This window comes from Streptomyces sp. NPDC059909, assembly GCF_042730885.1.
GTDB lineage: Bacteria > Actinomycetota > Actinomycetes > Streptomycetales > Streptomycetaceae > Streptomyces.
In genome coordinates, this window is sequence record NZ_JBHWKX010000069.1 from 3,556 (window position 1) to 28,443 (window position 24,888).

Genomic DNA, 24,888 nt, shown 5'->3' on the forward strand with positions numbered 1-24,888 from the left:
GGGGGGGTTGGGCTTGGGGGAGGGGGGGGGAAGGGGAGTGGGGGAGGGCCCGGGGGGAGGGGGGCGGGGGGGTGCTCTTCGCCTCCCCCCGCCACCTCGAAAGGGCCCCACCGGCATATTGGTGGGGCCATTCGGCGGTCGCCGTTGCGACGTGCGACGATGTGCGGCATGCCGCAGCAGCCCCCCGTTCGGAGCACCGCCTCACCGCCGCCGCGTCCCGATGCCTCCATGTCGTTGCTGAACAACGTCATGGACCACAGCCTCGACGACGGCTACGCGGAGGCGGCGGCCCGCAGGGAGGCCGAGGGCGGCGGACTGCCGAGGACGCTCCGCGCCAAACTGGGGCTCGCGGCCGGTCTCGTACTGGCCGCCCTGGTCGTCACCCTCGGGGCGGCCCAGGCGCGGATATCGGCACCGGTGGTGGCGAAGGAGCGCGAAGAGCTCATCGACCGCATCGACGCGGAGACGGCGGCGGCCGACGAGCTGGAGGCCTCGGTCGACCGGCTCCGCAAAGAGGTCGGGGAGCGGCAGCGCAAGGCGCTGGAGCGCCACGGCGGCGACCAGGGCCACCTGGTTGCGCTGCTCTCGGGCGCCACGGAGGTGCGCGGGCCCGGGCTCAAGCTCGTCGTCGACGACGCCAAGGACGCCGGGTCGGAAGGCGGCGGGCCGCGCGAGAGCAGCGGCTTCTCCGACACGGGCCGGGTGCGCGACCGGGACATGCAGCGGGTCGTCAACGGACTGTGGGAGTCCGGCGCGGAGGCCGTGTCGATCAACGGGCAGCGGCTGACGGCCCTGTCCGCGATCCGCGCGGCCGGTGACGCCATACTGGTCGACAACAAGCCGCTGGTGCCCCCCTACACGGTGCTGGCGGTGGGGGACGGGAACAAGCTGAGCACCGCGTTCCAGGACAGCGCCGACGGCCAGTATCTGCATGCGCTGCAGGAGAACTTCGGTGTCCGCACCAGCATTTCCGCACAGGAAGAGGTGCGGCTCCCGGCCGCGCCGAGCCTGATCGTACGTACCGCAGAGCCGAGGACCGCCGACGCCCGCACGGGCAGCGGGCAGGACGCGGCCGACACAGGGAAGGGCACATCGTGATCGCCGTACTGGGCCTCGTCGTGGGAGTCGTGGCGGGACTGTTGCTCCGTCCCGAAGTGCCGGCGGTGGTCGAGCCCTACCTGCCGATCGCCGTGGTCGCGGCCCTCGACGCGGTCTTCGGCGGGCTGCGGGCCATGCTCGACGGGATCTTCGTCGACAAGGTCTTCGTGGTCTCCTTCCTGTCGAACGTCGTGGTCGCCGCCCTGATCGTCTTCCTCGGCGACAAGCTCGGCGTCGGCGCACAGCTCTCCACTGGTGTCGTGGTCGTGCTCGGCATCCGGATCTTCTCCAACGCGGCCGCCATCCGCCGACACGTGTTCCGGGCGTGAAGCCGATGAGCGACAGCGAGCCGATGACCGGCAACGAACCCATGCGCGGCAGCAGGCCCATGAGCGGCGGCGAGCAGGCGTGCGAGGACAAGCAGACGCCGGCAGTTCCGCAGGCAGGCGCGCACCCGCACGTCCACACGGACCACCAGGGCCGCACCGCCGGCACCGACCGGCAGGACCTCACCGACCGGATCGACGGCACGGGTCGGATCGTCGGCACTCCTAGAGCCGACGGAACTCCTAGAGCCGACGGAACTCCTCGGGCCGACGGAACTCCTCGGGCCGACGGAACTCCTCGGGCCGATGGTTCCGGCCGTGACGACCACGACTCCCCGGAGCAGCCGGACCACACCGCCCCGCAGGAGAACCGGACCCCGGACGGCCTGACCGGCCGGCAGCGGCTGATCGCCGGGCTCTGGCCCCCGCGCGTCACCCGCGCCCAACTCATCGTCGCCCTGCTGCTGTTCGTCCTCGGCCTCGGTCTCGCCATCCAGGTCCGGTCCACGAGCGACAACAGCGCGCTGCGCGGAGCGCGCCAGGAGGATCTGGTGCGCATCCTCGATGAACTCGACGACCGCACCACGCGTCTGGAAGATGAGAAGGCGCGTCTCGAGGACCAGCGCACCGAGCTGGAGACCAGCTCGGACCAGGCCGAAGAGGCGCGGAAGCAGACCCAGGAAAAGGAGCGGCAGCTGGGCATCCTGGCCGGTACCGTGGCGGCCGAGGGCCCGGGCATCACGCTGACCATCGGCGACGCGTCCGGCGCCGTCGAGTCGGACATGCTGCTCGACGCGATCCAGGAACTGCGGGCCGCGGGTGCCGAGGCCATCCAGATCAACGACGTCCGGGTGGTCGCCGACTCGTACCTCTCCGGCAGCGGCGGTGACATCGAGGTCGACGGGCAGAAGATCGGCGCGCCCTACCGGTTCAAGGTCATCGGCAAGCCCCAGGACCTCGAGCCGGCCCTGAACATCCCGGGAGGCGTGGTGCAGACCCTGGAGAAGGAGCAGGCCACCGCTTCGGTGACCCGGTCGGAGAAGATCGTCGTGGATGCCTTGCGACCGGCGGAACGGCCTGACTACGCTCGGTCGTCCTCCCGATGACGCGGGGACGGCGAAGGGGAGCCGGACAAGGACAAGAGGTTGCGGGGGGTCGACGCATCGTAAGCATGCTGCGTGGTGGAAACTGTCCGGAGGGTACGGACGTTGTGATGATGTCCGGGTCGGCAGGTGTGTTCATTCAGGGTTCCTGCCCCACGGGCGGGTCTGTTTCGGTCAAGGGGAATCGCCCGTGAAGTTGTTTGGGAAGTTGTTCGGCAAGAGCGCACGCGAGGACAGCGGCACCGCCCGCCATCGCGCGACGCGCCATGGCCAGGAGGCGGAGCAGGGCGGGGAGCGGCCGCTCTTCCGGGACGAGGTCGCCGGGCCGGGCGGTGACATTCCCGGCGGTCAGGGCGCGTCTGCTGTTGACCCTGCCGGTCCCGGCCGCATAGGTTTCGGGACACCGTCAACCTCAAGTACGGGTGGAGGGTTTACCCCCGACCCGTATGCGTCCCAGGCCCCCGCGGGGCAGCCGCGGCAGGAGGATCCGTCCATGCCGGTTTGTACGCGGTGCGGGCACCGCAACGCCGAAGCGAGCCGCTTCTGCTCCAACTGCGGCGCGCCGCTGCGGGCCGGAGCGCCGGCCGAGCGCGCTGCGGAGACGACCTCGACGATCTCCATCTCCGGGATCGAGGCCTACGAGGCCGAGACGACCGGCCAGACGCCCGTGCCCTCGCTGTCGCCCGAGGCCCAGGCGGCCGTCGACGCCCTGCCGCTCGGCTCGGCGCTGCTCGTGGTGCGCCGCGGGCCGAACTCGGGCAGCCGCTTCCTGCTGGACGGCGAGCTGACGACCGCGGGGCGCCACCCGCAGAGCGACATCTTCCTCGACGACGTGACCGTGTCCCGGCGCCATGTGGAGTTCCGCAGGTCGCCCGACGGCAGCTTCACCGTCACCGATGTCGGCAGCCTGAACGGTACGTACGTCAACAGGGAGCCGATCGACTCGGTCGTGCTGTCGAACGGCGACGAGGTTCAGATCGGTAAGTACCGGCTGGTCTTCTACTCGAGCCAGCGGGGCGTGTGACCCTCAGGGAAGGTCCATGCTGCGAACACCCTCGGGCGGTGCCGGTCACGGCACCGCCAGTGGCGACAGGCTGTTCAGCATCGGCACGGTGCTGAACCAGCTGCGCGACGAATTTCCCGAAGTCACCATCTCCAAGATCCGCTTCCTGGAGGCCGAGGGACTCGTCGAACCGCGGCGCACGCCTTCCGGCTACCGCAAATTCAGCCCCCAGGACGTCGAGCGGCTGGCCCAGGTGCTGCGCATGCAGCGGGATCACTATCTTCCCCTGAAGGTCATCCGGGAGCATCTCGACGCCGCGGAGCGCGGTGAGCAGCTCCCGCTGCCGCCCCAGGGCGGAGCACCGCGCGATCTGGCGGAGATCAGCGGCGATCCCGACCCGGACCGTCCGACGGCGGCCCGGGTCGGCAGGTCCGAGCTGATCGCCGCCGCCGAGGTCACCGAGGCGGAGCTGGAGGCGTGGGAGTCGTACGGGCTCATCGCTCCCGCGGCGGACGGCGGTTACGACGCCGAATCCGTGACCGTGGCCAAACTTGTGGCGGACATGGGCCGATTCGGTCTGGAACCGAGGCATCTGCGCGCCATGAAAGCGGCCGCCGACCGCGAGGCCGGACTGGTCGAGCAAGTGGTCGCTCCCCTGCGACGGCACCGCAATCCGCAGACCAGGGCCCATGCCGAGGCGACCACGAAGGAACTGGCGGCGCTGTCCGTGCGGCTCCACGCCGCCCTGATGCAGACGGCGCTGGGCGTCCGACTGCGCTGATCTTGCGCCCGCCCCGGCGGGCCCCGCGCCCGCATCGGGCCTGCCTGCGCACCCGCCTCGGGCCCGCCTGACGTCGGCCGTGTGCCGATCCCGGGGGAGCCCGACTACCCAAACCTGCCGGGCACGTCCTAGGGTTGCTGTGTGAACGAGCTCGACGTTGTGGGTGTCCGGGTGGAAATGCCCTCCAACCAGCCGATCGTGCTCCTGCGCGAAGTGGGAGGCGACCGGTACCTCCCCATCTGGATCGGCCCCGGGGAGGCGACCGCGATCGCCTTCGCCCAGCAGGGCATGGCGCCTGCCAGGCCGCTGACCCACGACCTGTTCAAGGACGTGCTGGAGGCCGTCGGGCAGGAACTCACCGAGGTCCGCATCACGGACCTGCGGGAAGGCGTGTTCTACGCCGAGCTGGTCTTCGCCAGCGGGGTCGAGGTGAGCGCCCGGCCGTCGGACGCCATAGCCCTCGCGCTGCGCACCGGCACGCCGATCTACGGCAGCGACGGCGTACTGGACGACGCGGGCATCGCGATCCCGGACGAGCAGGAGGACGAGGTGGAGAAGTTCCGCGAGTTCCTCGACCAGATCTCGCCCGAGGACTTCGGTTCCAGCAGTCAGTGACCTGCCGCCGGCGCCACCGCATCGGTGCACCGGCATATTCGAGAAGCCGTTCCCCGGATCGGGGTACGGAAAACCACTCTCAGGGTGATTATCACTCGGCGTGCCGAGTGTGGCGATCGTTGACGCACCCCGAGCGACTGCCTACCGTCGAGATGGCAGGTCAAGGACGGAGGTCGGCGTGAGAAGCAGCGGCGACGGTACGGCAGGGGGTCCCCTCGGAGTGAGTCCGGGGCAGGGCGGGCCGTATCCGCTTCACATCAGTTCGGCCGACTCCTCGACCGAGACGATCGGCTACCGGGGTCCGACCGCGTGCGCAGCGGCGGGCATCACCTACCGGCAGCTCGACTACTGGGCACGCACCGGGCTCGTGGAGCCGAGCGTGCGTCCCGCGTACGGGTCCGGCACCCAGCGGCTGTACAGCTTCCGGGACGTCGTCGTCCTCAAGATCGTGAAGCGGTTCCTGGACACCGGCGTCGCGCTGCAGAACATCCGGGCGGCCGTGCAGCATCTGCGCGACCGCGGCTTCGCGGACCTGGAACGCATGACGCTGATGAGCGACGGCGCGACCGTCTACGAGTGCTCCTCGCCCGACGAGGTCGTGGACCTGCTGCAGGGCGGCCAGGGAGTGTTCGGCATCGCCGTCGGCGTGGTCTGGCGGGACGTCGAGGCGGCGCTGTCGCAGCTCCACGGCGAGCGCGTCGACACCGGCGAGACACTCGTCGGGCACAACCCGGCGGACGAACTGGCCAGGCGCCGGCGCGACCGGGCCGTCTGAGCGCCGCCCCGCCCGCCCCACGTGGCCGCACGCCGCGCATCCCTTCCGAGAGGCTCCGCGGGCCATCGCGGCACCCTCGTGACGGGCGCAGCGGCGGCAGCCGGACGCTCGTACGCGCGTACGGACGATTGTCAGTGGCGTAAGGCAGCATCTGAGATGTGAGATCCGCGCCGACGATTCTGCATCTGGACATGGATGCGTTCTTCGCCGCCGCCGAGCAGGCGGCGAAGCCGAGCCTGCGCGGAAAACCCGTGATCGTCGGCGGGCTGGGGCCCCGCGGAGTGGTCGCCACCGCGTCCTACGAGGCGAGACGCTTCGGCGTGCACTCGGCGATGCCGATGGCCCAGGCACGGCGCCTCTGCCCGAACGCCGCCTATCTCGTGCCCCGCTTCTCGCTCTACCGGTCGGTCAGCGACCAGGTGATGGAACTGCTCGGCACACTGTCACCGCTCGTGGAGCCGCTGAGCCTGGACGAGGCCTTCGTGGACCTGGAAGCGGGGGGTACGGCCCAGGACTCGCGCTCGGCCCGGGAGGCCGGTGAGCGGCTGCGCAGGGACATCCTCGCGGTCACGGGCCTGACCGGGTCCGTGGGCCTGGCCGGATCGAAAATGCTCGCCAAGATCGCATCCGAGCAGGCCAAGCCCGACGGCCTGGTGCTCATCGAGCCCGGCACGGAAAGGGAACTGCTGGGCCCGATGCCGGTGCGGACCCTCCCCGGAGTCGGACCGGCGACCGGTGAGCATCTGCGGCGCGCGGGAATGACCACGGTCGCCGACCTCGCCGAGGCCGGCGAGGACGAACTCGTACGGCTGCTGGGAAAGGCGCACGGCGCCGCGCTGTTCCGGATGGCCGTCGGCCACGACGACCGGCCGGTGGTCGCCGAGCGCGACGCGAAATCGGTGTCGGTCGAGGACACCTTCGACGTCGACCTGCACGACCGGGTGCGGATCAGGCTCGAGGTGGAGCGGCTCGCGGACCGGTGCGTACGCCGACTGCGCGGATCCGGCCACTCCGGCAGGACGATCGTGCTCAAGGTCCGCAGATTCGACTTCTCCACGCTGACCCGGTCGGAGACGCTGCGCGGGCCCACGGACGACCCGGCGGTCGTGCGGGAGGCCGCCGGACGGCTGCTGGACTCGGTGGACACCACCGGCGGGGTCAGACTCCTCGGAGTAGGCGTCAGCGGCCTCACCGACTACACCCAGGAGGACCTCTTCGCGCAGGCCGCAGCAGGGGAGCAGACCCTCGGCGACGGGCCCGAGAACCCCGGGCACGGCACCGCCGCGGACGAGCCGGAGGAGCAGGAACCGCAGCCCCCGGCCGAGCGGCGCTGGGCCGCCGGGCACGATGTGCGCCACGCACAGTACGGGGCGGGCTGGGTGCAGGGCAGCGGGCTGGGACGCGTCACCGTCCGCTTCGAGGAGCCGTGGTCGGCCGCTCCGGGGCGAGTGCGGACCTTCCCCGTCGACGACCCCGCACTCGAACCGTCGGAGCCGCTGCCGCTCGTCCGGCAGGAACAGGAGGCGTCGCCGGCAGCTCAGTCGCCCCCGGACGAGCCCTCGCCCCCACGGTCGTCCCGGCCGGCCAGCCGGCCGAAATCACGATCCCCCGAAGACCCCGGCCCCGCGGCCGGGCCACCGGAGTCCGAAGGCGGCGACGGAGCCCGCTTCTCCGGCGGAGCGGGAAGATCGAGACCGTAGTGGTGGTACAGCTGCAGCTCCTGCTCGGGCGACAGATGCCTGCCCACACCGAAATCCGGTGCGTCCTTGATCAGCGCCCGTTCGAACGGGACATGGAGGCCGTCGCCCGCCAGCTCACTCGGCTCCAGCGGCACGAACGCATCCCTGCTGAACAGCCCCGTGCGGACGGCCGCCCACTCCGGCACCCCCGTCGCGTCGTCGAGATACACCTCGTCCACGGTCCCGATCTTCGTGCCGTTGCGGTCGAACGCCTTGCGGCCTATCAGGCTGCGCGGATCGATATCGGTCTGCACGGTCCCTCCAACTGGTCGCACCACCCCGTAAGTACTACGAAAGTGCACATCTGTGGCCTCGGCCACTCGACGGTACCGGCCAAGACCGCGCTGGTAGGCTGGCAGACGGCCGCTGACCCCGTGCGGGAGAGTGCTCCGGTTCCGTACCGGAGACGCCGAAGGAGCAAATCCTCCCCGGAATCTCTCAGGCCCCTGTACCGCACGGACGAGGTCACTCTGGAAAGCAGGGCGGGCGTCGGTCGGCATCCGCTCTCACCGACGGTGAAAACCGGCACGCCCACCCGCGGCGGACCGGTGAAGCTCTCAGGTTGAGATGACAGAGGGGGAGGCCGTCCGGGCACCCACGCCGTGGTGCCCCTCGCAGGTCGTATCGACCAGGAGGCCTCAAGCATGACCGCCAACCCGACTCCGCTCACCCAGCTGGAGCGAGGCACGCCCTTCGAACAGCGCCACATCGGCCCCGACGCCGCGGCCCAGGCGAAGATGCTCGCGCAGGTCGGCTACGGCTCGCTCGACGAGCTGACCGCCGCCGCCGTGCCGGACGTGATCAAGAACGCCGAGGCGCTCGGGCTGCCCGACGCCCGCACCGAAGCCGAGGTCCTGGCCGAACTCCGCTCCCTCGCGGACCGCAACGACGTCCTCGCCCCCATGATCGGCCTCGGCTACCACGGCACCTTCACCCCGCCGGTCATCCTGCGGAACGTCATGGAGAACCCGGCCTGGTACACGGCATACACGCCCTACCAGCCCGAGATCTCCCAGGGCCGCCTCGAGGCACTGCTCAACTTCCAGACCATGGTCGCCGACCTGACGGGCCTGCCGACCTCCGGCGCCTCCCTCCTCGACGAGGGCACCGCGGCCGCGGAAGCCATGGCCCTCTCCCGGCGCGTCGGCAAGGTCAAGGACGGCGTCTTCCTGGTCGACGCCGACGCCCTGCCGCAGACCATCGCCGTGATCGAGACTCGCGCCGAACCGACCGGCGTCGAGATCGTCGTCGCCGACCTCGCCGACGGCATCCCCGCCGAGATCGCCGAGCGCGGCGTCTTCGGCGTCCTGCTGCAGTACCCCGGCGCCTCCGGCGCCGTCCGCGACATCAAGCCGGTCATCGAGCAGGCCCACGAGCTCGGCGCCATCGTCACCGTCGCCGCCGACCTCCTCGCCCTGACCCTCCTCACCTCCCCCGGAGAGCTCGGCGCCGACATCGCCGTGGGCACCACCCAGCGCTTCGGCGTCCCCATGGGCTTCGGCGGCCCGCACGCCGGCTACATGGCGGTCCAGCAGAAGCACGCCCGCAGCCTCCCCGGCCGCCTCGTCGGCGTCTCCGTCGACGCCGACGGCAACAAGGCCTACCGCCTCGCCCTCCAGACCCGCGAGCAGCACATCCGCCGCGAGAAGGCCACCAGCAACATCTGCACCGCGCAGGTACTGCTCGCCGTCATGGCCGGAATGTACGCCGTCTACCACGGCCCCGAGGGTCTGCGGACGATCGCCCGCCGCACCCACCGGTACGCCGCGATCCTCGCCGCCGGGCTGCGCGCCGGCGGTGTCGAGCTCGTCCACGACACGTACTTCGACACGCTGACCGCCCGCGTCCCCGGCAAGGCCGCCGACATCGTCGCCGCCGCCCGCGACAACGGCGTCAACCTCCACCTCGCCGACGCCGACCACGTCTCGATCTCCTGCGACGAGACCACCGGCCGCGCCCAGCTGACCGCCGTCTGGTCCGCCTTCGGCGTCGACGGCGGCATCGAAGCCCTCGATGCGACCACCGCCGACGCCCTCCCGGCCGCACAGCTGCGCAGCGACGACTACCTGACCCACCCGGTCTTCCACCAGCACCGCTCCGAGACCGCGATGCTGCGCTACCTGCGCCGCCTCGCCGACCGCGACTACGCCCTCGACCGCGGCATGATCCCCCTCGGCTCCTGCACCATGAAGCTGAACGCGACCACCGAGATGGAGCCGGTCACCTGGCCCGAATTCGGCCAGATCCACCCCTTCGCACCTGTCGAGCAGGCGGAGGGCTACCTCAGCCTCATCCACGAACTCGAGGACCGCCTCGCCGAGGTCACCGGCTACGACAAGGTCTCCATCCAGCCGAACGCCGGCTCCCAGGGCGAACTCGCCGGCCTCCTCGCCGTCCGCGCCTACCACCGCGCCAACGGTGACGAGCAGCGCACCGTCTGCCTCATCCCGTCCTCCGCGCACGGCACCAACGCCGCCAGCGCCGTCATGGCGGGCATGAAGGTCGTCGTCGTCAAGACCGCCGACGACGGCGAGGTCGACGTCGAGGACCTGCGCGCCAAGATCGAGCAGCACCGCGACGAGCTGGCCGTCCTCATGATCACGTACCCGTCGACGCACGGCGTGTTCGAGGAGCACGTCGCCGACATCTGCGCCCAGGTCCACGAGGCCGGCGGCCAGGTGTACGTCGACGGCGCCAACCTCAACGCGCTCGTGGGCCTGGCCAAGCCCGGCAAGTTCGGCGGCGACGTCTCCCACCTCAACCTGCACAAGACCTTCTGCATCCCGCACGGCGGCGGCGGCCCCGGCGTCGGCCCCGTCGGCGTCCGCGCCCACCTCGCCCCGTACCTGCCCAACCACCCGCTCCAGCCCACCGCGGGCCCCGAGACCGGCGTCGGCCCGATCTCGGCCGCCCCATGGGGCTCCGCCGGCATCCTGCCCATCTCCTGGGCGTACGTCCGGCTCATGGGCGGCGAGGGCCTCAAGCGCGCCACCCAGGTCGCCGTCCTCGCGGCGAACTACATCGCCAAGCGCCTGGAGCCCCACTACCCGGTGCTCTACACCGGCCCCGCCGGCCTCGTCGCCCACGAGTGCATCGTGGACCTGCGCCCGATCTCCAAGGCCACCGGCGTCAGCGTCGACGACATCGCCAAGCGGCTCATCGACTACGGCTTCCACGCGCCGACCATGTCGTTCCCCGTCGCCGGCACGCTGATGATCGAGCCCACCGAGAGCGAGGACCTCACCGAACTCGACCGGTTCTGCGACACCATGATCGCGATCCGTGCGGAGATCGAGAAGGTCGCCTCCGGCGAATGGCCCGCGGAGGACAACCCGCTGCGCAACGCCCCGCACACCGCGGCGACGCTCGGCGGGGACTGGGAGCACCCGTACAGCCGCGAGGAAGCGGTCTTCCCGGCCGGCGTCCAGGCCGCGGACAAGTACTGGCCGCCGGTGCGCCGGATCGACGGCGCCTTCGGCGACCGCAACCTGGTCTGCTCCTGCCCGCCGCTGGACGACTACGACAACTGACCCACCTGCCAAAACGCGTCAGGGCCGGTTCGGAGGACTTCTCCGAGCCGGCCCTCTGGGTACCGGTCCTGCTCCGGGTCCTGGCCTGCGCCTGCGGGACGGCCTTCTTGCGCTGCCCGGTCCTGCCTCTGCCCGCGCGTCCTGCCTGCCGTCGAACCAGGCTCCGCCCGGCTGCCGAACGCCGGCCCGCGCCGCTCAGGCAGCCTGCGCCACCTGCTGCGGCCGGTGCGGGGCGATGATCTGCCCGTCCGGAAGCAGCTCACCGGTGTCCTCGAACAGCAGGACGCCGTTGCACAGCAGGCTCCATCCCTGCTCCGGGTGATGCGCCACGAGGCGGGCGGCCTCCCGGTCGGAAGAGTCGGCTGAGGGGCAGGGTGGCTGGTGCTGGCACATGGATGGGTTCTTTCGCTGCGGTGTGGTGAGTGTGCTGCGGCTCGATGCGGTGTTCATGGCCGCCCCCCGATCTGTCGGTCCGGTCCCAGTGTTGCCCCACGGGCGTCAATCCGCAGGGATTTCACGGCAGCTCGTCTTACCACTTAATGACGTATCACCCGCGCGGACGGTTCAGCTCAACTGCACTGCCTGATCGGGTGGTTTCGGCTGACCGTACCGGACTAGTCCGGACGGGGCATGGCATCGCCCCGTGACACAGATGTCACGGGGCGAAACACTACGTGGCGGGCGTCAGGCAGGTGACCCGAGCAGCGGCGCCGGCGTGACGCGCAGCGTCAACACCGGCAGCAGATCAGCCACCCGATGCGGCCGGTGCGCGGCGATCCCCGGCGGCGCCGGCGCCAGCGGCACCAGCAGATCGGCAGGCGCGGGCACTCCGCCCGACGCATCGGCCGCCGTGTCCCCGTGCAGCCACAGCGTGAGCATGTACAGCTCGGGCACGGACAGCAGCCGCGGCTGGTAGTCCTCCGGCAGCGCCTCGGCCTGCAGCAGCGCCCGCTCGGTCGACGCGATGTAAGGGCCTTCGAAGAAGTGCGAGAAGGCCCAGCCGTCCGCAGTCAGCATCGTGTCCGCGGCGGCGACCGAACGCTCACCCCCACGGATCAGGAACCTCCACCCGGCCAGCCGGGTACGCGGCGCACGGCCGGTGCGCGGGACGACCTGGTCCAGCACATGGACAGGAAGCGGGAGTTCGGGACTCAACGCACCTTGGACGGAACGGAGAGCGGGAGTACGGGCCTCGCGGACTGCGGCGGGGGAACCGAGTGCCGCGAGGACGCTGCGCAGGGCAGGCGCGGGAGCCGGGGGAACATGCAGCGGCATGGTGGGTCGCCTCTCACTCAAGAGACAGGGTGACGCGAGGGCAGGGCAGGTGCGGACGGCGCTGTCAGCGTGGGCCAGAGGGGGGCTTGAAGGCCATGGCCTGGCGCCAACTCTCTGCCTCGCTCGCGGAGTTTATACGACGCGTGTTCACGCAGTGTTTCTGCTAGCTGTCCCCGGCATTGCCGGCAAGGCCGAATCCAGACTTTTTCATGGGGAGTTCCTGGTGCTTTCCTCTGAACGCAGGCGCGACACCTGGGGTGTTACCCCACCAGCGGACGGCCGAATCTCGTCGGCGTTTTTCACCACGCACCGGGCAGTGGTAACTGCGTACCGCTCCATGCCGACGGAATGTGCCTCGCGAATACGGAACCAGACTAGCGGCCCACCGCCACACGCGAGGCGTTATGGATCAGTCGGTCTGGGCATTATCGTCCGTGACGCGGTCGGCCGACGCCGCAGGCCGCCCACCCGAGGAGGGGTGCTTCGATGGGGGAGAAGGTCGTGGCAGGCGGGTTCGACCTGTCCGATCGGCAAAGGTACCGGAGAAAGTTGCAGCAGTGCCTGGCGGGACTGGGGAGACTCCTGGCGGAGAAGAGGTTCGACCGGCCCAAGAACCTCATGGGCCTCGAGATCGAACTGAATCTCGCCGGCCCCGACGGCCGGCCGCGCATGCTCAATGCCGACGTACTCGACCGGATAACCAGCCGTGATTTCCAGACCGAACTCGGAATGTTCAACCTGGAGGTCAACATAGCCCCCCACCGACTCGGCGGACGGGTCCTCGACCACCTCGCCGAAGAGCTGCGCACCGGACTGGGATATGCCCACCGCAAAGCCACAGAGATCGACGCGGGCATCGTGATGATCGGAATTCTCCCCACCCTCGACCGCAACGACCTGATCTCCGCGAACCTCTCCGACGTCGACCGGTACGCCCTGCTCAACGACCAGATCGTCGCCGCACGCGGCGAGGACTTCACCCTCGACATCGAGGGAGTCGAACGGCTCAGCTGCACCTCGACATCCATCGCCCCCGAAGCCGCCTGCACCTCCGTACAACTCCACCTCCAGGTCACACCCGCCCGCTTCGCACAGGTGTGGAACGCAGCACAGGCCATCGCAGCCGTCCAGATCGCCGTCGGCGCCAACTCACCCTTCCTCTTCGGCAGAGAACTGTGGCGCGAATCCAGGCCGCCCCTCTTCCAGCAGGCCACCGACACCCGCCCGCCCGAACTCCAGGCCCAGGGCGTACGGCCCCGCACCTGGTTCGGCGAACGCTGGGTCGACTCCGCGTACGAACTCTTCGAGGAGAACCTGCGCTACTTCCCGGCCCTGCTCCCGATCTGCGACGAAGAAGACCCACTACGCGTCCTCGACGACGGCGGCGTGCCACGCCTCCAGGAACTCGTCCTGCACAACGGCACCGTCTACCGCTGGAACCGCCCCGTCTACGGACTCGCCGACGGCGTCCCGCACCTGCGCGTCGAGAACCGCGTCCTCCCGGCCGGGCCCACCGTCACCGACGTGGTCGCCAACGCGGCCTTCTACTACGGCCTCGTACGCGCGCTCGCCGAGGAATCACGACCCGTCTGGACGCGCATGCCGTTCGACGTCGCCGCCGACAACTTCGACACCGCATGCCGCCACGGCATCGACGCCGAGCTCCTGTGGCCCCGCCCCGGGCGCAACGGCGGCATGACCCGCGTACCCGCCGTCAAACTCGTACGGGACGAACTCCTGCCCCTCGCCGCAGCCGGACTCGACGCCTGGAACATCGAGCCCGCCGACCGCGACCACTACCTCGGAATCATCGAAGGACGCTGCAGGCGCCGCACCAACGGCGCATCCTGGCAGGCGGACGCCTTCCACCGCGCCGTCGAATCCGGCCTCGACCGGGAAGCCGCCCTGGCAGCCGTCACCCGCCGGTACACCGAGCTGATGCACCTGGGCGAACCCGTACACACCTGGCCCGCCGGCCCGACAGGCTGATCCCCGCCGACCGACAAGCTGATCCACGCCGCCCCGGCAGACCGAACACAGCCGGCCGACCACCCCGGCCGGCCGAACAGCCCTCCACGCCGGCCGGCCCCCACACCGGCCGACCATCCCGCCACCGGCCCCCTGCCTTCGTCCGCCACGCCCACGTCGGGCAAGCTGTGACGGCGCCACGAGGCAAGGCAACGGGAGGCAGCTGTGCAGGCGGAAGCGGGACACATGTCCGGTTCGCTCCCCGAGGGGGGCATGTCGCGGAGGATCCTGCGATCCGAGACACTGCTCGTCCTGGCGCTCTCCCTCGGCGCCAGCGCCCTCTCCTCACTCATCAGCTTCATGGGCTCACTCACCAAGCCGGGCGGCCTCAAGGACCAGGCAGCCACACTCAACAGCTCCTACGCCCCCGGGCGACCATGGCTCGACCTCGCCTGGCAGCTCTTCGGAATCGCCACCGCCCTGGTACCGGTCGCGCTCGTCGCCCACCTGCTCCTGCGCGAGGGCGCAGGCGGACTGAAAGCCATCGGATTCGACCGCACCAAACCCTGGCCGGACCTGGGCCGCGGCGCACTCGTCGCGGCAGGCATCGGCAGCGCCGGCCTCGCCTTCTACCTGATCGCCAGAGCGGCAGGGTTCAACCTGACCGTGGTGCCCGAGGCACTGCCCGCCGTCTGGTGGAAATTCCCCGTCCTGATCCTCTCCGCGCTGCAGAACTCCATCGTCGAGGAAGTGATCGTCGTCGGATACCTGCTCCGGCGGCTCGGACAGCTCGGCTGGACCCCCACGGCGGCGCTCGTCGCCAGCTCCGTGTTGCGCGGCTCATACCACCTCTACCAGGGGATCGGCGGCTTCGTCGGCAACATGGTCATGGGCGTCGTCTTCGTTCTGCTCTACCGCCGATGGGGCCGCGTCGGCCCGCTGGTCGTCGCCCACACACTCCTCGACATCGTGGCGTTCATCGGATACGCGCTGCTCGCCGGGAAAGTCAGCTGGCTGCCCACGATGTGACCGCGCGGCAGACCTTGACGACACACAACGCGGGACAGACGGGGGACAGCCGCGTGTCGGGCTTCGACACGGAGCGCGAGACGGACCTCGAGAGGGATCTCTAGGGGCGTACGGCGACCGCCGTACGCCCCCCCGCACATCACGGCCCCGGCCCCAGGGCCTCGCCTGTCAGGGCTTCGCGGTTCAGGGCTTCGCGTAGAGCTCGCCCTCGATCACCGTCACCGCACGACCCGTCAGCAGAACGCGGTCGCCGCGCAGCGCCGTACGCACCAGACCCGAACGGGCGGAGGCCTGCAGTCCGGTCAGTTCGGACCGCCCCAGCCGAGCCGACCAGAACGGGGCGAGCGCCGTGTGCGCGCTGCCCGTGACCGGGTCCTCGTCGATACCGACGTTGGGGAAGAAGCAGCGCGAGACGAAGTCGTAACCGCTGCCCGGATCCGCGGCCGGAGCAGTGGTGATGATGCCGCGCTTCGAGTGGGCCGCCAGCGCCGGAATGTCCGGCTCCAGGCCGCGCACGGTCGCCTCGTCCGCCAGCTCGACCAGCAGGTCGCCGATGTGCTCACCGGTGTCCAGGACCGACAGGGGAACCGCCCCCAGCGCCTCGGCGACACCGTCCGGAACGTGGGCCGGAGTCAGCGGGGACACCGGGAAGTCCAGGGTGATCGTGCCGTCCTCGTGCGCCGTGGCGGAGAGAACCCCGCACCGCGCCGCGAAGCGCACCGTGCCGGTCGCCGCGCCCGTGGTGTGCAGGACGTGCGCCGTGGCCAGCGTGGCATGGCCGCACATGTCCACCTCGGTGGCCGGAGTGAACCAGCGCAGCGCCCAGTCGGCCTCGCCCCCGGCGGGCAGCGGGTGGGCGAACGCGGTCTCGGAGAGGTTCACCTCCCGCGCGACCTGCTGGAGCCAGCTGTCGTCCGGGAAGGCGTCGTCGCTGTCGGGGGAGTCGGTGCCCAGGAGGAGGACCCCGGCCGGGTTCCCGGCGAAGGGGCGATCGGTGAAGGCGTCCACGATTCGAATCCGCATGCCGCGACCGTAGAGGTCCGGCAAACCGGCAGGCCAAGGCCAATCCCCGGGATCTGGACCGATTCGCGATTGTCAAACGATGGGGTTCCGATATATCGTTGACGCATCGCGACAGATCAACGATGGAAGGAGCGTAGCGATGCGTTCACATGGACATGGCAACTGCGGGCCCGGCCATCAGGGTCGGGGCGACTTCGAGGCGCGCCGTGCCGCCTTCGGTCCCTTCGGACCGGGGTTCGGCGGGCCGCCGTGGGCCGGCGGACGCGGTCGAGGGGGCGGCAGGGGGAGGGCGCGGCGCGGAGACGTGCGCGCCTCGATCCTGGCGCTGCTCAAGGACCGCCCGATGCACGGCTACGAGATGATCCAGGAGATCGGCGAGCGCAGCGGCGGGGCGTGGAAGCCCAGCCCCGGCTCGGTCTACCCGACGCTCCAGCTGCTGGAGGACGAAGGGCTGATCACCAGCGAGAGCGAGGGCGGCAAGAGGCTGTTCACGCTCACCGACGCCGGGCGGGCAGAGGCCGATTCGGTCCCGGATGCCCCGTGGGAGGAAGCCGGCCGCGGTATCGACTGGGACGCCATGAACGAGATCCGGCAGGCCGGCTTCGGTCTGATGGAGGCGTTCAGCCAGGTCTGGAAGACCGGGAGTCCGGAGCAGCGGCAGAAGGCGATCTCCGTGATCAACGATGCGCGCAAGAAGCTGTATCTGATCCTGGCCGACGAGCACTGACGACTGACAAACTTCGACATCTGTCATTCGTCAGCTGACATCCGTCAGTTGTTGGCTGCTGACCGTCCGTTGTCGACCGCTGCATGACAGGCGCCATCTGCAGGCTGTTGGTGGTCGGCTCTCGGCGGTCGCCCCGGTGAGGCAATGCGAACGGCCCCGCGATCCATGGTCGCGGGGCCCTTCGCGTGTCGCGCCGCTCAGGTCACCAGCCCGCCCAGCTTCCGGAGCGACTCGTTGAGCGCGGCGGTCGCCGAGTCCTTGAGTTTGCCCGCCATCAGTGACACGGCCGCGCCCGTGAACTCCCCGTCGATGCGTACCGTCGTGGCGTCGCCGTCCGGTGTGAGGCCGTATCGCGTGGCGACGAGGACGCCCATGGGGCCCTTGCCCTTGATCGCGAAGACGCGTTCCGGCTCCAGCTCCTCGACCGTCCAGGTCACTTCGGCCGGGAAGCCCATCAGCTTCATGTTCTCGTCGAAGGTGGCACCCGTCTCGAGCGTGTCCGGGCCGCCCTGCGGGAAGTTGGTGTGGGTGGAGTTCCACTCGCCGTACGAGGCGAAGTCCGTCAGCTGCGCCCAGACCTTCCCGGCGGGCGCCTCGATACGTGCCTCTGCACTGACTTCGGCCATGCGACCACCCCTTCTCGACGGGTTCCGGTGTCGCGGAACGTAGCCGCGTGGCCTCGAACATTCAATACTGATGAACCGTCAGAACCAGGGGAATCTCCTCCGCAAGGAGGAGAGCCGGGGCAGGGGTGCCCAACTTCGGTGGGATGCCCAAATGCTCCCATGCGGGGATGTTCGGACACGAGGAGGCTGATGAGGTGGGAGGGTGCAAATCCCTGTCCCGCGGGTGCCTCGGCAGCCCGCACCCATGCGTGCCGAGACCGACGCCCGACTCACCGCCGAGCTGGCGTCGGTCGTCGCGGGCGCACGCAGGCGTGCGCTGCGGGACGGCGACCGGCAGGTCGACACCGCCCATCTGCTGCACTCCCTGATGGAGGCGGACGCCGAGGTGCGCGGCGTCTTCGACGGTGCGGGTCAGGTCGCTCGCGTGCTCGGTTATCTCGTCCAGCGCAGCATCGGGTACGGGCTGCGCTGGCAGGGTTCCGTCGAGGGCTCCGGCAGGGTCCCGATGATCCGTGACACCGAGGTCGCGGGCTGGTCGCCCTCGGCCTCCGCCGCCATGGAGGGCGCGCTGGAGCGGGCCGCACGGCGCGGCGAGCCGCGCGCCACCGGCCTCGATCTGCTCGGCGCCATCGCCGCCGACCGCGACTGCCGGGCCGCTGAGGTGCTGGAGCGCGCGGGAGTGGACCCCGCCTGGCTGGCGGGCCGCATCGGGGAGCTGTCTCAACAGGTGTGACTGATGTGACGCTCCTGACGCGGCCTGTCATGATGTGCCGATGCGTGCGTCTCAGGGAAGGAGCGCCGGCCTGGGACTCGCCCTGGCATCGGCGTTCGCGTTCGGTGGTTCAGGTGTGGCGGCCAAGCCGCTCATCGAGGCGGGACTCGACCCGCTCCATGTGGTGTGGCTGCGGGTGGCAGGCGCCGCCGTCGTCATGCTTCCCGTCGCCTGGCGCCACCGTGACCTGCTGATACGTAAACCGGCGCTGCTCGCCGGCTTCGGCCTGCTCGCGGTGGCGGGCGTCCAGGCGTGCTACTTCGCCGCCATCTCCCGCATTCCGGTCGGCGTCGCGCTGCTCGTCGAATACCTCGCCCCCGCCCTCGTCCTCGCCTGGGTCCGCTTCGTCCAGCGCCGTCCGGTCACCCGCGCCGCCGCGCTCGGTGTGATCCTCGCCGTCGCCGGACTGGCCTGTGTCGTCGAGGTGTGGTCGGGGCTCAGTTTCGATGCGCTCGGACTGCTCCTCGCGCTCGGCGCCGCGTGCTGCCAGGTCGGCTACTTCGTCCTCTCCGACCAGGGCGGCGACGGCGACGACGCCCCGGACCCCCTCGGTGTGATCGCGTACGGACTGCTCATCGGCGCCCTCGTCCTGACCGTCGTCGCCCGCCCGTGGGGCATGGACTGGTCGGTCCTGGGAGACAGCGCGAGCATGGGCGGCAGGGCCGTCCCGGCGGCGCTGCTCCTCGGCTGGATCGTGCTGATCGCCACCGTCGTCGCGTACGTCACCGGTGTCGTCTCGGTCCGCAAGCTCTCCCCGCAGGTCGCCGGTGTCGTCGCCTGTCTGGAGGCGGTCATCGCGACCGTGCTCGCGTGGGTGCTGCTGCGGGAGCATCTGTCCGCGCCCCAGATCCTCGGTGGCGCGGTGGTGCTCGTCGGGGCGTTCATCGCCCAGTCGTCCACGCCGAAGGCGCCGTCGGGGCCGGTGGCAGGCGCGACGGTACCCGCGCCCGCGATGCCCGAGGCGCAGTCGCTGGACGCCGTGGTGCCGGACACGGAGTTGTCGGCCGGCCGGGCCGCGACATAAGGTGACGATCATGCATTCGACCGTTCTTCCGCCGCCTGCCGCGTAGCGCGGGCGGCCATTCGCTGACGAAGACCTGGTCCGGGGTGTCGTGTCCCCCGGACGGTTCGTCGCTGCCCGCGTGTGGAGCCGAGCGGCCAACCCGTCAGTCTTCTGCACACGGAGCATTCACGTGTCGAATCCTTCCTCGTCCGCTGTTTCCGGCCTGCCCGTCGGACGCAGCCTCTTCTATCTCGTCGTGGCCGGTGTGGCCTGGGGGACCGCCGGGGCGGCTGCCTCGCTGGTCTTCGGTGTCAGTGACCTCGGCCCGCTCGCCCTCTCGTTCTGGCGCTGCCTGGGCGGACTGGTGCTGCTCGCCGGTGTGCTCGCGCTGCGCCCGCGCCGGCCGGTCGCCGAGGCCGAGCCGCGACGCCGCCGGCTGGTGCGCATCCTCGGCACGGGCACAGGCCTGACGGTCTTTCAGAGCGCCTACTTCGCCGCCGTCGAGCAGACCGGACTCGCGGTCGGCACGGTCGTCACGCTTGGCGCGGGCCCTGTGCTCATCGCCCTCGGGGCACGGCTGACCATGGGGGAGCGGCTCGGACGCGGCGGTTTCGCCGCCGTCGCGGGCGCGCTCACCGGACTCGTGGTGCTCGTACTGGGCGGCGAGGGCGGCACGGTGCGCCCGCTCGGCGTGGCCCTGGCCGTGCTGTCGGCCGCGGGCTACGCGGCGATCACGCTGCTGACCCGGTGGCTGGGGCGCGGCGGCAAGGGCGGTGACGCGCTCTCGACGACCGCGTGGACGTTCGCGGTCGGTGCGGTGGGGCTGCTGCCGTTCGCGCTCGTCGAAGGGCTGCTGCCGCACACCGCCGAGCCGATGAGGGTGATCTGGCTGCTGGTGTACGTCGCCGCAGTGCCGACGGCGCTCGCGTACGCGCTCTACTTCGCGGGGGCCGCTGTCGTCAGGTCCGCGACGGTGTCCGTGATCATGCTGCTGGAGCCGGTGAGCGCGGCGGTCCTCGCGGTGACGGCCCTCGACGAGCGGCTGACGGCGGCGACGGTGGCCGGGACGCTGTTGCTGCTGGTCGCTGTCGTCGGCCTGGCCTGGCAGGAGGCTCGGTCGGCGGCGATCGGGCGGGCGGCCTCGCGGGCGCTCGCCGGCTGACGTACGAAGGCGAGGGGCGGGGGGGGGGGGGGGGGGGGGAGGAGGGGAGGAACTACGAGGAGGAGTCGGGGGGGGGAGGGCCTCCTTGGGATCCCCTCGCGTGCCGCCACAGAGGGGGGGGTGGCGCTTGTCCCCCCTCCCAGCCCCCCCGCCCCCCCCCTCGACCGCTCCTGCGGAGCGGAGAGCCGGGGATCGGGCACCCCGTGCGCGTCCGTCTGCGCGGCGCCGCTACAGCACGGACAGGTAGTCGGGGAGCGGCACACCCGCGTCGAGGCCGTCCGCGGGGATCGGCGTGCCGTGGCCGTGGACCAGTGGGACGACGCCCGTCCAGTACGGCAGGGACAGGTCCTCGGGCTCGTCGTTCGGCCCGCCGGTGCGCACTTTGGCGGAGACCTCGTCGAGGTCGAGGCGGAGCACGGCGGTGGCGGCGAGCTCCTTGTCGTTCGCCGGGCGGGAGTCGTGGGAGCGGCCGGGGACGACATGGTCGACCAGCGCGTCGAGCGCGGTCCGCTTCTCCTCCTCGTCGGTGACCTGGTGGGCGGTGCCATGGACGACGACGGAGCGGTAGTTGATCGAGTGGTGGAAGGCGGAGCGCGCCAGGACCAGCCCGTCGACGTGGGTGACGGTCAGGCAGACCTCGAGGCCCGGATCGGCCTGCCCGGCCATGCGCAGCGGGCGGGAGCCGGTGGAGCCGTGGACGTACAGGGTCTCGCCGATCCGGCCGTAGAGCGTCGGCAGGACGACGGGGGCTCCGTCGCGGACGAAGCCGAGGTGGCAGACGTACGCCTCGTCGAGTATCGAGTGCACCAGCTCGCGGTCGTAGGAGGCGCGGTGACGGCCACGGGTGGGGTAGGTGCGCTCGGTCGTCCGGTAGGCGGAGTCCGTCGGCGGCGTGGTCATTGCCATCTCCATTGCACTAGTGCATAATGTGGTTTGTGCTAGGAGAGTATCGGATCACGGGTCGGCGTGCATCGGACATTGCCGCGAGCGTGGAGCGCGGGGTCGGCGCCGGGGATCTCGCGCCCGGTCAACTGCTGCCCCCCATGCGCGAGTTGGCGACGCGGTTGGGGGTCAACCCGAACACGGTCGCGGCCGCGTACCGCACGCTGCGCGAGCGCGGCGTCATCGAGACCGCGGGACGCAGGGGCAGCCGTGTGCGGTCGCGCCCGGCCAGCACGGCGCGCGACTCGCTCCGTGTCGACGCACCGCCGGGCGTCCGCCAGATCTCGGACGGCAACCCCGATGTCGCGCTGCTGCCGCGGCTGTACGACGCGTTCGCGGCCGCCGCGCGCCGGCACGACGAGCGGCCCGTGCTGTACGGGGAGGCCCCCGTCGACCCCGAGCTGGCACGGCTCGCCAGGGCCGGGCTGGATGCCGACGGGGTGCCCGACGGACCGATCGCCGTCACCTCCGGTTCGCTCGACGCGATCGAGCGCGTGCTCGTCGCGCACCTCAGGCCCGGGGACGCCGTCGCCGTCGAGGACCCCGGCTGGGGCAGCCTGCTGGACCTGATCCCGGCCCTGGGGCTGCGGCCCGTCCCGGTCGCCCTTGACGAGGACGGGCCCCGCCCCGACGAGGTGGCGCGCGCCCTGGACGCGGGGGCCAGGGCGCTGATCGTCACGTGCCGCGCCCAGAACCCCACCGGGGCCGTGATCACCGCGCAGCGGGCCGAGAAGCTGCGCGACATCCTCGCCCGACATCCGCAGGTGCTGCTCGTCGAGGACGACCACGGACACGCCATCGTCGACCAGCCGCTGCACCCGCTCGCCGGGGTGACGGACCTCTGGGTGCTCGTGCGCTCGACCGCCAAGGCGTACGGGCCGGACCTGCGGCTCGCCGTGCTGACCGGCGACGCCCTGACCGTCGACCGGGTCCTCGGACGGCAGCGGCTCGGCCCCGGCTGGGTCGGCCGGCTGGTGCAGCGCGCGGTCGTGGAGCTGTGGAGGTCGGGCGTCGTCGACCCTGCGGCGGTGGCGCGCGCCTACGGCGAGCGGCGGGACGCGCTGCTGCGGGCGCTGGCCGGGCGGGGGATCGAGGCGTACGGACGCAGTGGGATGAACGTGTGGGTGCCCGTCGCCGACGAGACCGGTGCCGTGGCCCGGCTGCTGCACGCCGGCTGGGCGGTGGCGCCGGGCGCGCGCTTCCGGATGTCGGCGCCGCCCGGGATCCGGCTCACCGTCTCCGGGCTGACCATGGCCGACATCGAGACGCTCGCCGACGCGGTGGCCTCGGCCGCCGGGCCGATGCCGGCGCGCAGCTTCGGCTGACGCGAGGCGCTGCGCCTGCCCGTCCCTACGACCGGCGTCTGCTCTGCGTGAGCGCCGCGCCCGCGAGCACGATGACGGCGCCGACCGGGGTGTTCCAGCCGAGCCGCTCGTCCAGCAGCGTCACGCCGGCCGCGGTGGCGATGACCGGGATGAAGTACGTGACCATCGTCGCGGTCGTGGGCCCGACCTCGGCGACCAGTCCGTACTGCAGGAGCATCGCGAAGCCCGTCCCGAGCGCGCCCAGGGCGATCACGGCGAGCAGCGGCACCACGGGGAAGGATGTGGGGAGCGTGGTGAACAGCGGGGTCACCAGGGCCAGTTGGAGTGTGGCGAGGAGCAGTTGGGCGCCGGTGAGCGAGAGGTTCGAGTGGGTGGAGTCCGCGAGCGTACGGCGGACGTAGATCCAGCCGACCGGGTAGCTCAGAGAGGCGAGAAGCGCCATCGCGGTACCGGTCACGTCCAGTCCGGAGAACCCCTGCCAGACACCGAGGACGGTCAGGACGCCGATGAATCCGATGCCCAGGCCGGCGACCCGGCGGCGGGTCGGCCGGTCCTCCGAGAGTGCCACGAGGGAGAGTGCCATGCCCCAGAGCGGTGAGGTGGCGTTGCAGATCCCGGCCAGCGTCGAAGGAATCGTCAGTTCCGCGTAGGCGAAGAGCGAGAACGGCAGGGCGTTGAGGAAGAAGCCCGCGACCATGAGATGACCCCAGGTGCGGAGCCCGCGCGGGAGCCTCTCCCGCCTGACCGCCATGGCCACGGCGAGTACGGCCGTACCGAACAGCAGCCGTCCGAAGGTCACTTGGAACGGTGCATACGCCTCGGTCCCGAGCTTGATCAGCAGGAAGCTGAAGCCCCAGATCAGGGCGAGCACCGCGAACCTGATGCGCCAGTCGAGGGCCGGGTGGCGCGGCGCTGCGACAGGCGGGGCGGGGAGGGTGGACGGGGTCTGGGAGGCGGGCCGGGGGTCCGGCCGGGAGGCGGCTGGGGCCGAGGTGCGCGACGACGGCGCAGTGGTGCTCATGGCATCCAGCTTCGCGGTCCGAATCTCGTAGGACAAGCGAGACTTCATTGATGGTTTGGCTTAGCATTGCTTACATGTTGAACCTGGAGCGCCTGCGGACCCTGGACGCGCTGGCCCGGCACGGCTCGGTGAGCGGGGCCGCCGACGGATTGCACGTGACGACTTCGGCCGTGTCGCAGCAGATGGCGAAGCTGGAGCGAGAGGTCGGGCAGCAGCTGCTCGCCAAGAACGGGCGGGGGGTGCGGCTCACGGATGCCGGCCGGCTGCTCGCCGATCACGCCGCGCGGATCCTGTCCCAGGTGGAGATCGCCCAGGCCGACATCGAGGCGCAGCGCGGGCAGGTGGTCGGCGAGGTGCGGATCGGTGCCTTCCCGACGGCGGCGCGGGGGCTGTTCCCGGCGGCCGCCGGGGTGTTGCGCACCGCGCATCCCGAACTGCGCCTGCGGTGCAGCGAGCTGGAGCCCGAGCACGGGGTGCGGCAGGTGATGCGCGGCGATCTCGACCTGGCCGTCGTGCTGGACTGGAGCAACAAGCGGCTGCCGGTGCCGGGCGGGCTCGCCAGGGCGCAGCTGCTGGACGACGCGGCGGATGTCGCGATGCCGGTGGACCACCCGCTCGCGGGTCGTGCGGAGGTGGACCTGGAGGACTTCGCGGACGACGAGTGGGTGTCCTGGCCGGAGGGCGAATTCTGTTACGAGTGGCTCGTCTTCACCCTGCGCTCCAAGGGCATCGAGCCCCGGATCGCGCACATGGCGGGCGAGCACCACACCCAGCTGGCGCTGATCGCGGCGGGGCTCGGCGTCTGTGTGACGCCGAGGCTGGGGCGCGGTCCGGTGCCGGAGGGGGTCAGGCTCGTCCCCGTACGGCAGAAGATGCTCCGGCACATCTACGCGATCTGGCGTACCGACGCGGACAGGCGGCCCTCGATCCGGGCGGCGGTGGAGGCGTTGCGGGAGGCCGCGGCGGCGGTCTGACTCCCTCGGGGCGTGGCCCCGTGGGCCCTTGCGCCCTGCGGGAGGGGCTGGGAGGCGTACGGCTCTCCCCG

At 71.1% G+C, this 24,888-nt stretch carries 23 protein-coding genes, 1 pseudogene and 1 riboswitch; of the genes and pseudogenes, 17 read left to right on the top strand and 7 right to left on the bottom strand.

Going from position 1 to position 24,888, the window contains the following annotated elements; genetic code table 11:
* Positions 1–168: 168 nt before the first annotated feature.
* The 8 genes from ACFV9O_RS32135 (at position 169) to ACFV9O_RS32170 (ending at position 7,401) form a co-directional block, all read left to right on the top strand.
* Positions 169–1,098: a DUF881 domain-containing protein gene (locus ACFV9O_RS32135; RefSeq protein ID WP_385424053.1), complete on the top strand. Its 930-nt coding sequence runs from the start codon at positions 169–171 to the stop codon at positions 1,096–1,098.
* Entirely contained in the window at positions 1,095–1,427 is a 333-nt protein-coding gene (locus tag ACFV9O_RS32140) for a small basic family protein (protein WP_242332811.1), read from the top strand. Before ACFV9O_RS32135 ends, ACFV9O_RS32140 begins: the two co-directional genes overlap by 4 nt.
* 383 nt (positions 1,428–1,810) lie before the next feature.
* A complete protein-coding gene (locus ACFV9O_RS32145; protein ID WP_385424143.1) occupies positions 1,811–2,530 on the top strand; it encodes a DUF881 domain-containing protein in 720 nt (239 codons plus the stop codon).
* A gap of 82 nt (positions 2,531–2,612) precedes the next feature.
* Positions 2,613–3,551, top strand: a complete 939-nt coding sequence (locus ACFV9O_RS32150) for an FHA domain-containing protein (RefSeq protein ID WP_385424146.1) — start codon at positions 2,613–2,615, stop codon at positions 3,549–3,551.
* Positions 3,552–3,567: 16 nt separating this feature from the next.
* Positions 3,568–4,311, top strand: a complete 744-nt coding sequence (locus ACFV9O_RS32155; RefSeq protein ID WP_385424056.1) for a MerR family transcriptional regulator — start codon at positions 3,568–3,570, stop codon at positions 4,309–4,311.
* A 141-nt stretch (positions 4,312–4,452) separates the two neighbouring features.
* Positions 4,453–4,926: a bifunctional nuclease family protein gene (locus ACFV9O_RS32160; RefSeq protein ID WP_026281837.1), complete on the top strand. Its 474-nt coding sequence runs from the start codon at positions 4,453–4,455 to the stop codon at positions 4,924–4,926.
* Positions 4,927–5,104: 178 nt separating this feature from the next.
* The gene (locus ACFV9O_RS32165) at positions 5,105–5,701 is read left to right on the top strand and encodes a MerR family transcriptional regulator (RefSeq protein ID WP_385424059.1); all 597 of its coding nucleotides are present in this window, start codon (positions 5,105–5,107) and stop codon (positions 5,699–5,701) included.
* 158 nt (positions 5,702–5,859) lie between these two features.
* Positions 5,860–7,401: a DNA polymerase IV gene (locus tag ACFV9O_RS32170; protein WP_385424061.1), complete on the top strand. Its 1,542-nt coding sequence runs from the start codon at positions 5,860–5,862 to the stop codon at positions 7,399–7,401.
* Positions 7,402–7,559: 158 nt separating this feature from the next.
* Here the strand turns inward: ACFV9O_RS32170 and ACFV9O_RS32175 are convergent.
* Positions 7,560–7,760 (bottom strand): annotated as a pseudogene (locus ACFV9O_RS32175) (PRC-barrel domain-containing protein); the annotation flags it as partial.
* 47 nt (positions 7,761–7,807) lie between these two features.
* A riboswitch (glycine riboswitch) is annotated at positions 7,808–7,904 on the top strand.
* Positions 7,905–8,084: 180 nt separating this feature from the next.
* Here ACFV9O_RS32175 and gcvP point away from each other — a divergent pair.
* Positions 8,085–10,970 carry an aminomethyl-transferring glycine dehydrogenase gene (gene gcvP, locus ACFV9O_RS32180; protein WP_385424064.1) on the top strand — a complete coding sequence of 962 codons (2,886 nt, stop codon included), beginning with the start codon at positions 8,085–8,087 and terminating at the stop codon, positions 10,968–10,970.
* Positions 10,971–11,165: 195 nt separating this feature from the next.
* Here gcvP and ACFV9O_RS32185 read toward each other — a convergent pair whose 3' ends face one another.
* Positions 11,166–11,363, bottom strand: coding sequence for a DUF5999 family protein (locus ACFV9O_RS32185; protein ID WP_385424067.1), 198 nt, complete (start codon positions 11,361–11,363; stop codon positions 11,166–11,168).
* A 291-nt stretch (positions 11,364–11,654) separates the two neighbouring features.
* Positions 11,655–12,245 carry a hypothetical protein gene (locus tag ACFV9O_RS32190; protein WP_385424070.1) on the bottom strand — a complete coding sequence of 197 codons (591 nt, stop codon included), beginning with the start codon at positions 12,243–12,245 and terminating at the stop codon, positions 11,655–11,657.
* Between the two features lie 486 nt (positions 12,246–12,731).
* Here ACFV9O_RS32190 and ACFV9O_RS32195 point away from each other — a divergent pair, with 486 nt between their 5' ends.
* Together ACFV9O_RS32195 and ACFV9O_RS32200 are read left to right on the top strand one after the other, a co-directional pair.
* On the top strand, positions 12,732–14,234 hold the full coding sequence (locus tag ACFV9O_RS32195) for a glutamate-cysteine ligase family protein (protein WP_385424073.1): 1,503 nt from the start codon (positions 12,732–12,734) through the stop codon (positions 14,232–14,234).
* A 225-nt stretch (positions 14,235–14,459) separates the two neighbouring features.
* Entirely contained in the window at positions 14,460–15,242 is a 783-nt protein-coding gene (locus ACFV9O_RS32200) for a CPBP family intramembrane glutamic endopeptidase (RefSeq protein WP_385424076.1), read from the top strand.
* Between the two features lie 183 nt (positions 15,243–15,425).
* Here ACFV9O_RS32200 and ACFV9O_RS32205 read toward each other — a convergent pair whose 3' ends face one another.
* Positions 15,426–16,265: a PhzF family phenazine biosynthesis protein gene (locus ACFV9O_RS32205; protein WP_385424079.1), complete on the bottom strand. Its 840-nt coding sequence runs from the start codon at positions 16,263–16,265 to the stop codon at positions 15,426–15,428.
* A 139-nt stretch (positions 16,266–16,404) separates the two neighbouring features.
* Here ACFV9O_RS32205 and ACFV9O_RS32210 point away from each other — a divergent pair, with 139 nt between their 5' ends.
* Positions 16,405–16,992 (top strand): PadR family transcriptional regulator, encoded by a 588-nt coding sequence (locus ACFV9O_RS32210; RefSeq protein WP_385424081.1) that lies wholly within the window; start codon positions 16,405–16,407, stop codon positions 16,990–16,992.
* Positions 16,993–17,189: 197 nt separating this feature from the next.
* Here the strand turns inward: ACFV9O_RS32210 and ACFV9O_RS32215 are convergent, their stop codons facing one another.
* Positions 17,190–17,618, bottom strand: a complete 429-nt coding sequence (locus tag ACFV9O_RS32215) for an SRPBCC family protein (protein ID WP_385424084.1) — start codon at positions 17,616–17,618, stop codon at positions 17,190–17,192.
* A gap of 202 nt (positions 17,619–17,820) precedes the next feature.
* Here ACFV9O_RS32215 and ACFV9O_RS32220 point away from each other — a divergent pair, with 202 nt between their 5' ends.
* The 3 genes from ACFV9O_RS32220 (at position 17,821) to ACFV9O_RS32230 (ending at position 20,555) form a co-directional block, all read left to right on the top strand.
* Positions 17,821–18,351: a Clp protease N-terminal domain-containing protein gene (locus tag ACFV9O_RS32220; protein WP_385424087.1), complete on the top strand. Its 531-nt coding sequence runs from the start codon at positions 17,821–17,823 to the stop codon at positions 18,349–18,351.
* A gap of 40 nt (positions 18,352–18,391) precedes the next feature.
* Positions 18,392–19,414 carry a DMT family transporter gene (locus tag ACFV9O_RS32225; protein ID WP_385424090.1) on the top strand — a complete coding sequence of 341 codons (1,023 nt, stop codon included), beginning with the start codon at positions 18,392–18,394 and terminating at the stop codon, positions 19,412–19,414.
* A 169-nt stretch (positions 19,415–19,583) separates the two neighbouring features.
* Positions 19,584–20,555 carry a DMT family transporter gene (locus ACFV9O_RS32230; protein ID WP_385424092.1) on the top strand — a complete coding sequence of 324 codons (972 nt, stop codon included), beginning with the start codon at positions 19,584–19,586 and terminating at the stop codon, positions 20,553–20,555.
* A gap of 228 nt (positions 20,556–20,783) precedes the next feature.
* Here ACFV9O_RS32230 and ACFV9O_RS32235 read toward each other — a convergent pair whose 3' ends face one another.
* Positions 20,784–21,455 carry a pyridoxamine 5'-phosphate oxidase family protein gene (locus ACFV9O_RS32235; protein WP_385424095.1) on the bottom strand — a complete coding sequence of 224 codons (672 nt, stop codon included), beginning with the start codon at positions 21,453–21,455 and terminating at the stop codon, positions 20,784–20,786.
* Between the two features lie 35 nt (positions 21,456–21,490).
* On the opposite strand from ACFV9O_RS32235, the gene ACFV9O_RS32240 reads away from it, so the two are divergent.
* Positions 21,491–22,822 (top strand): aminotransferase class I/II-fold pyridoxal phosphate-dependent enzyme, encoded by a 1,332-nt coding sequence (locus ACFV9O_RS32240; RefSeq protein ID WP_385424098.1) that lies wholly within the window; start codon positions 21,491–21,493, stop codon positions 22,820–22,822.
* Between the two features lie 25 nt (positions 22,823–22,847).
* Here the strand turns inward: ACFV9O_RS32240 and ACFV9O_RS32245 are convergent, their stop codons facing one another.
* Entirely contained in the window at positions 22,848–23,843 is a 996-nt protein-coding gene (locus ACFV9O_RS32245) for an EamA family transporter (protein WP_385424101.1), read from the bottom strand.
* Positions 23,844–23,917: 74 nt separating this feature from the next.
* On the opposite strand from ACFV9O_RS32245, the gene ACFV9O_RS32250 reads away from it, so the two are divergent.
* Complete coding sequence (locus ACFV9O_RS32250) at positions 23,918–24,817, top strand: LysR family transcriptional regulator (RefSeq protein ID WP_385424104.1); 900 nt, start codon at positions 23,918–23,920, stop codon at positions 24,815–24,817.
* The last annotated feature ends 71 nt before the right edge of the window (positions 24,818–24,888 follow it).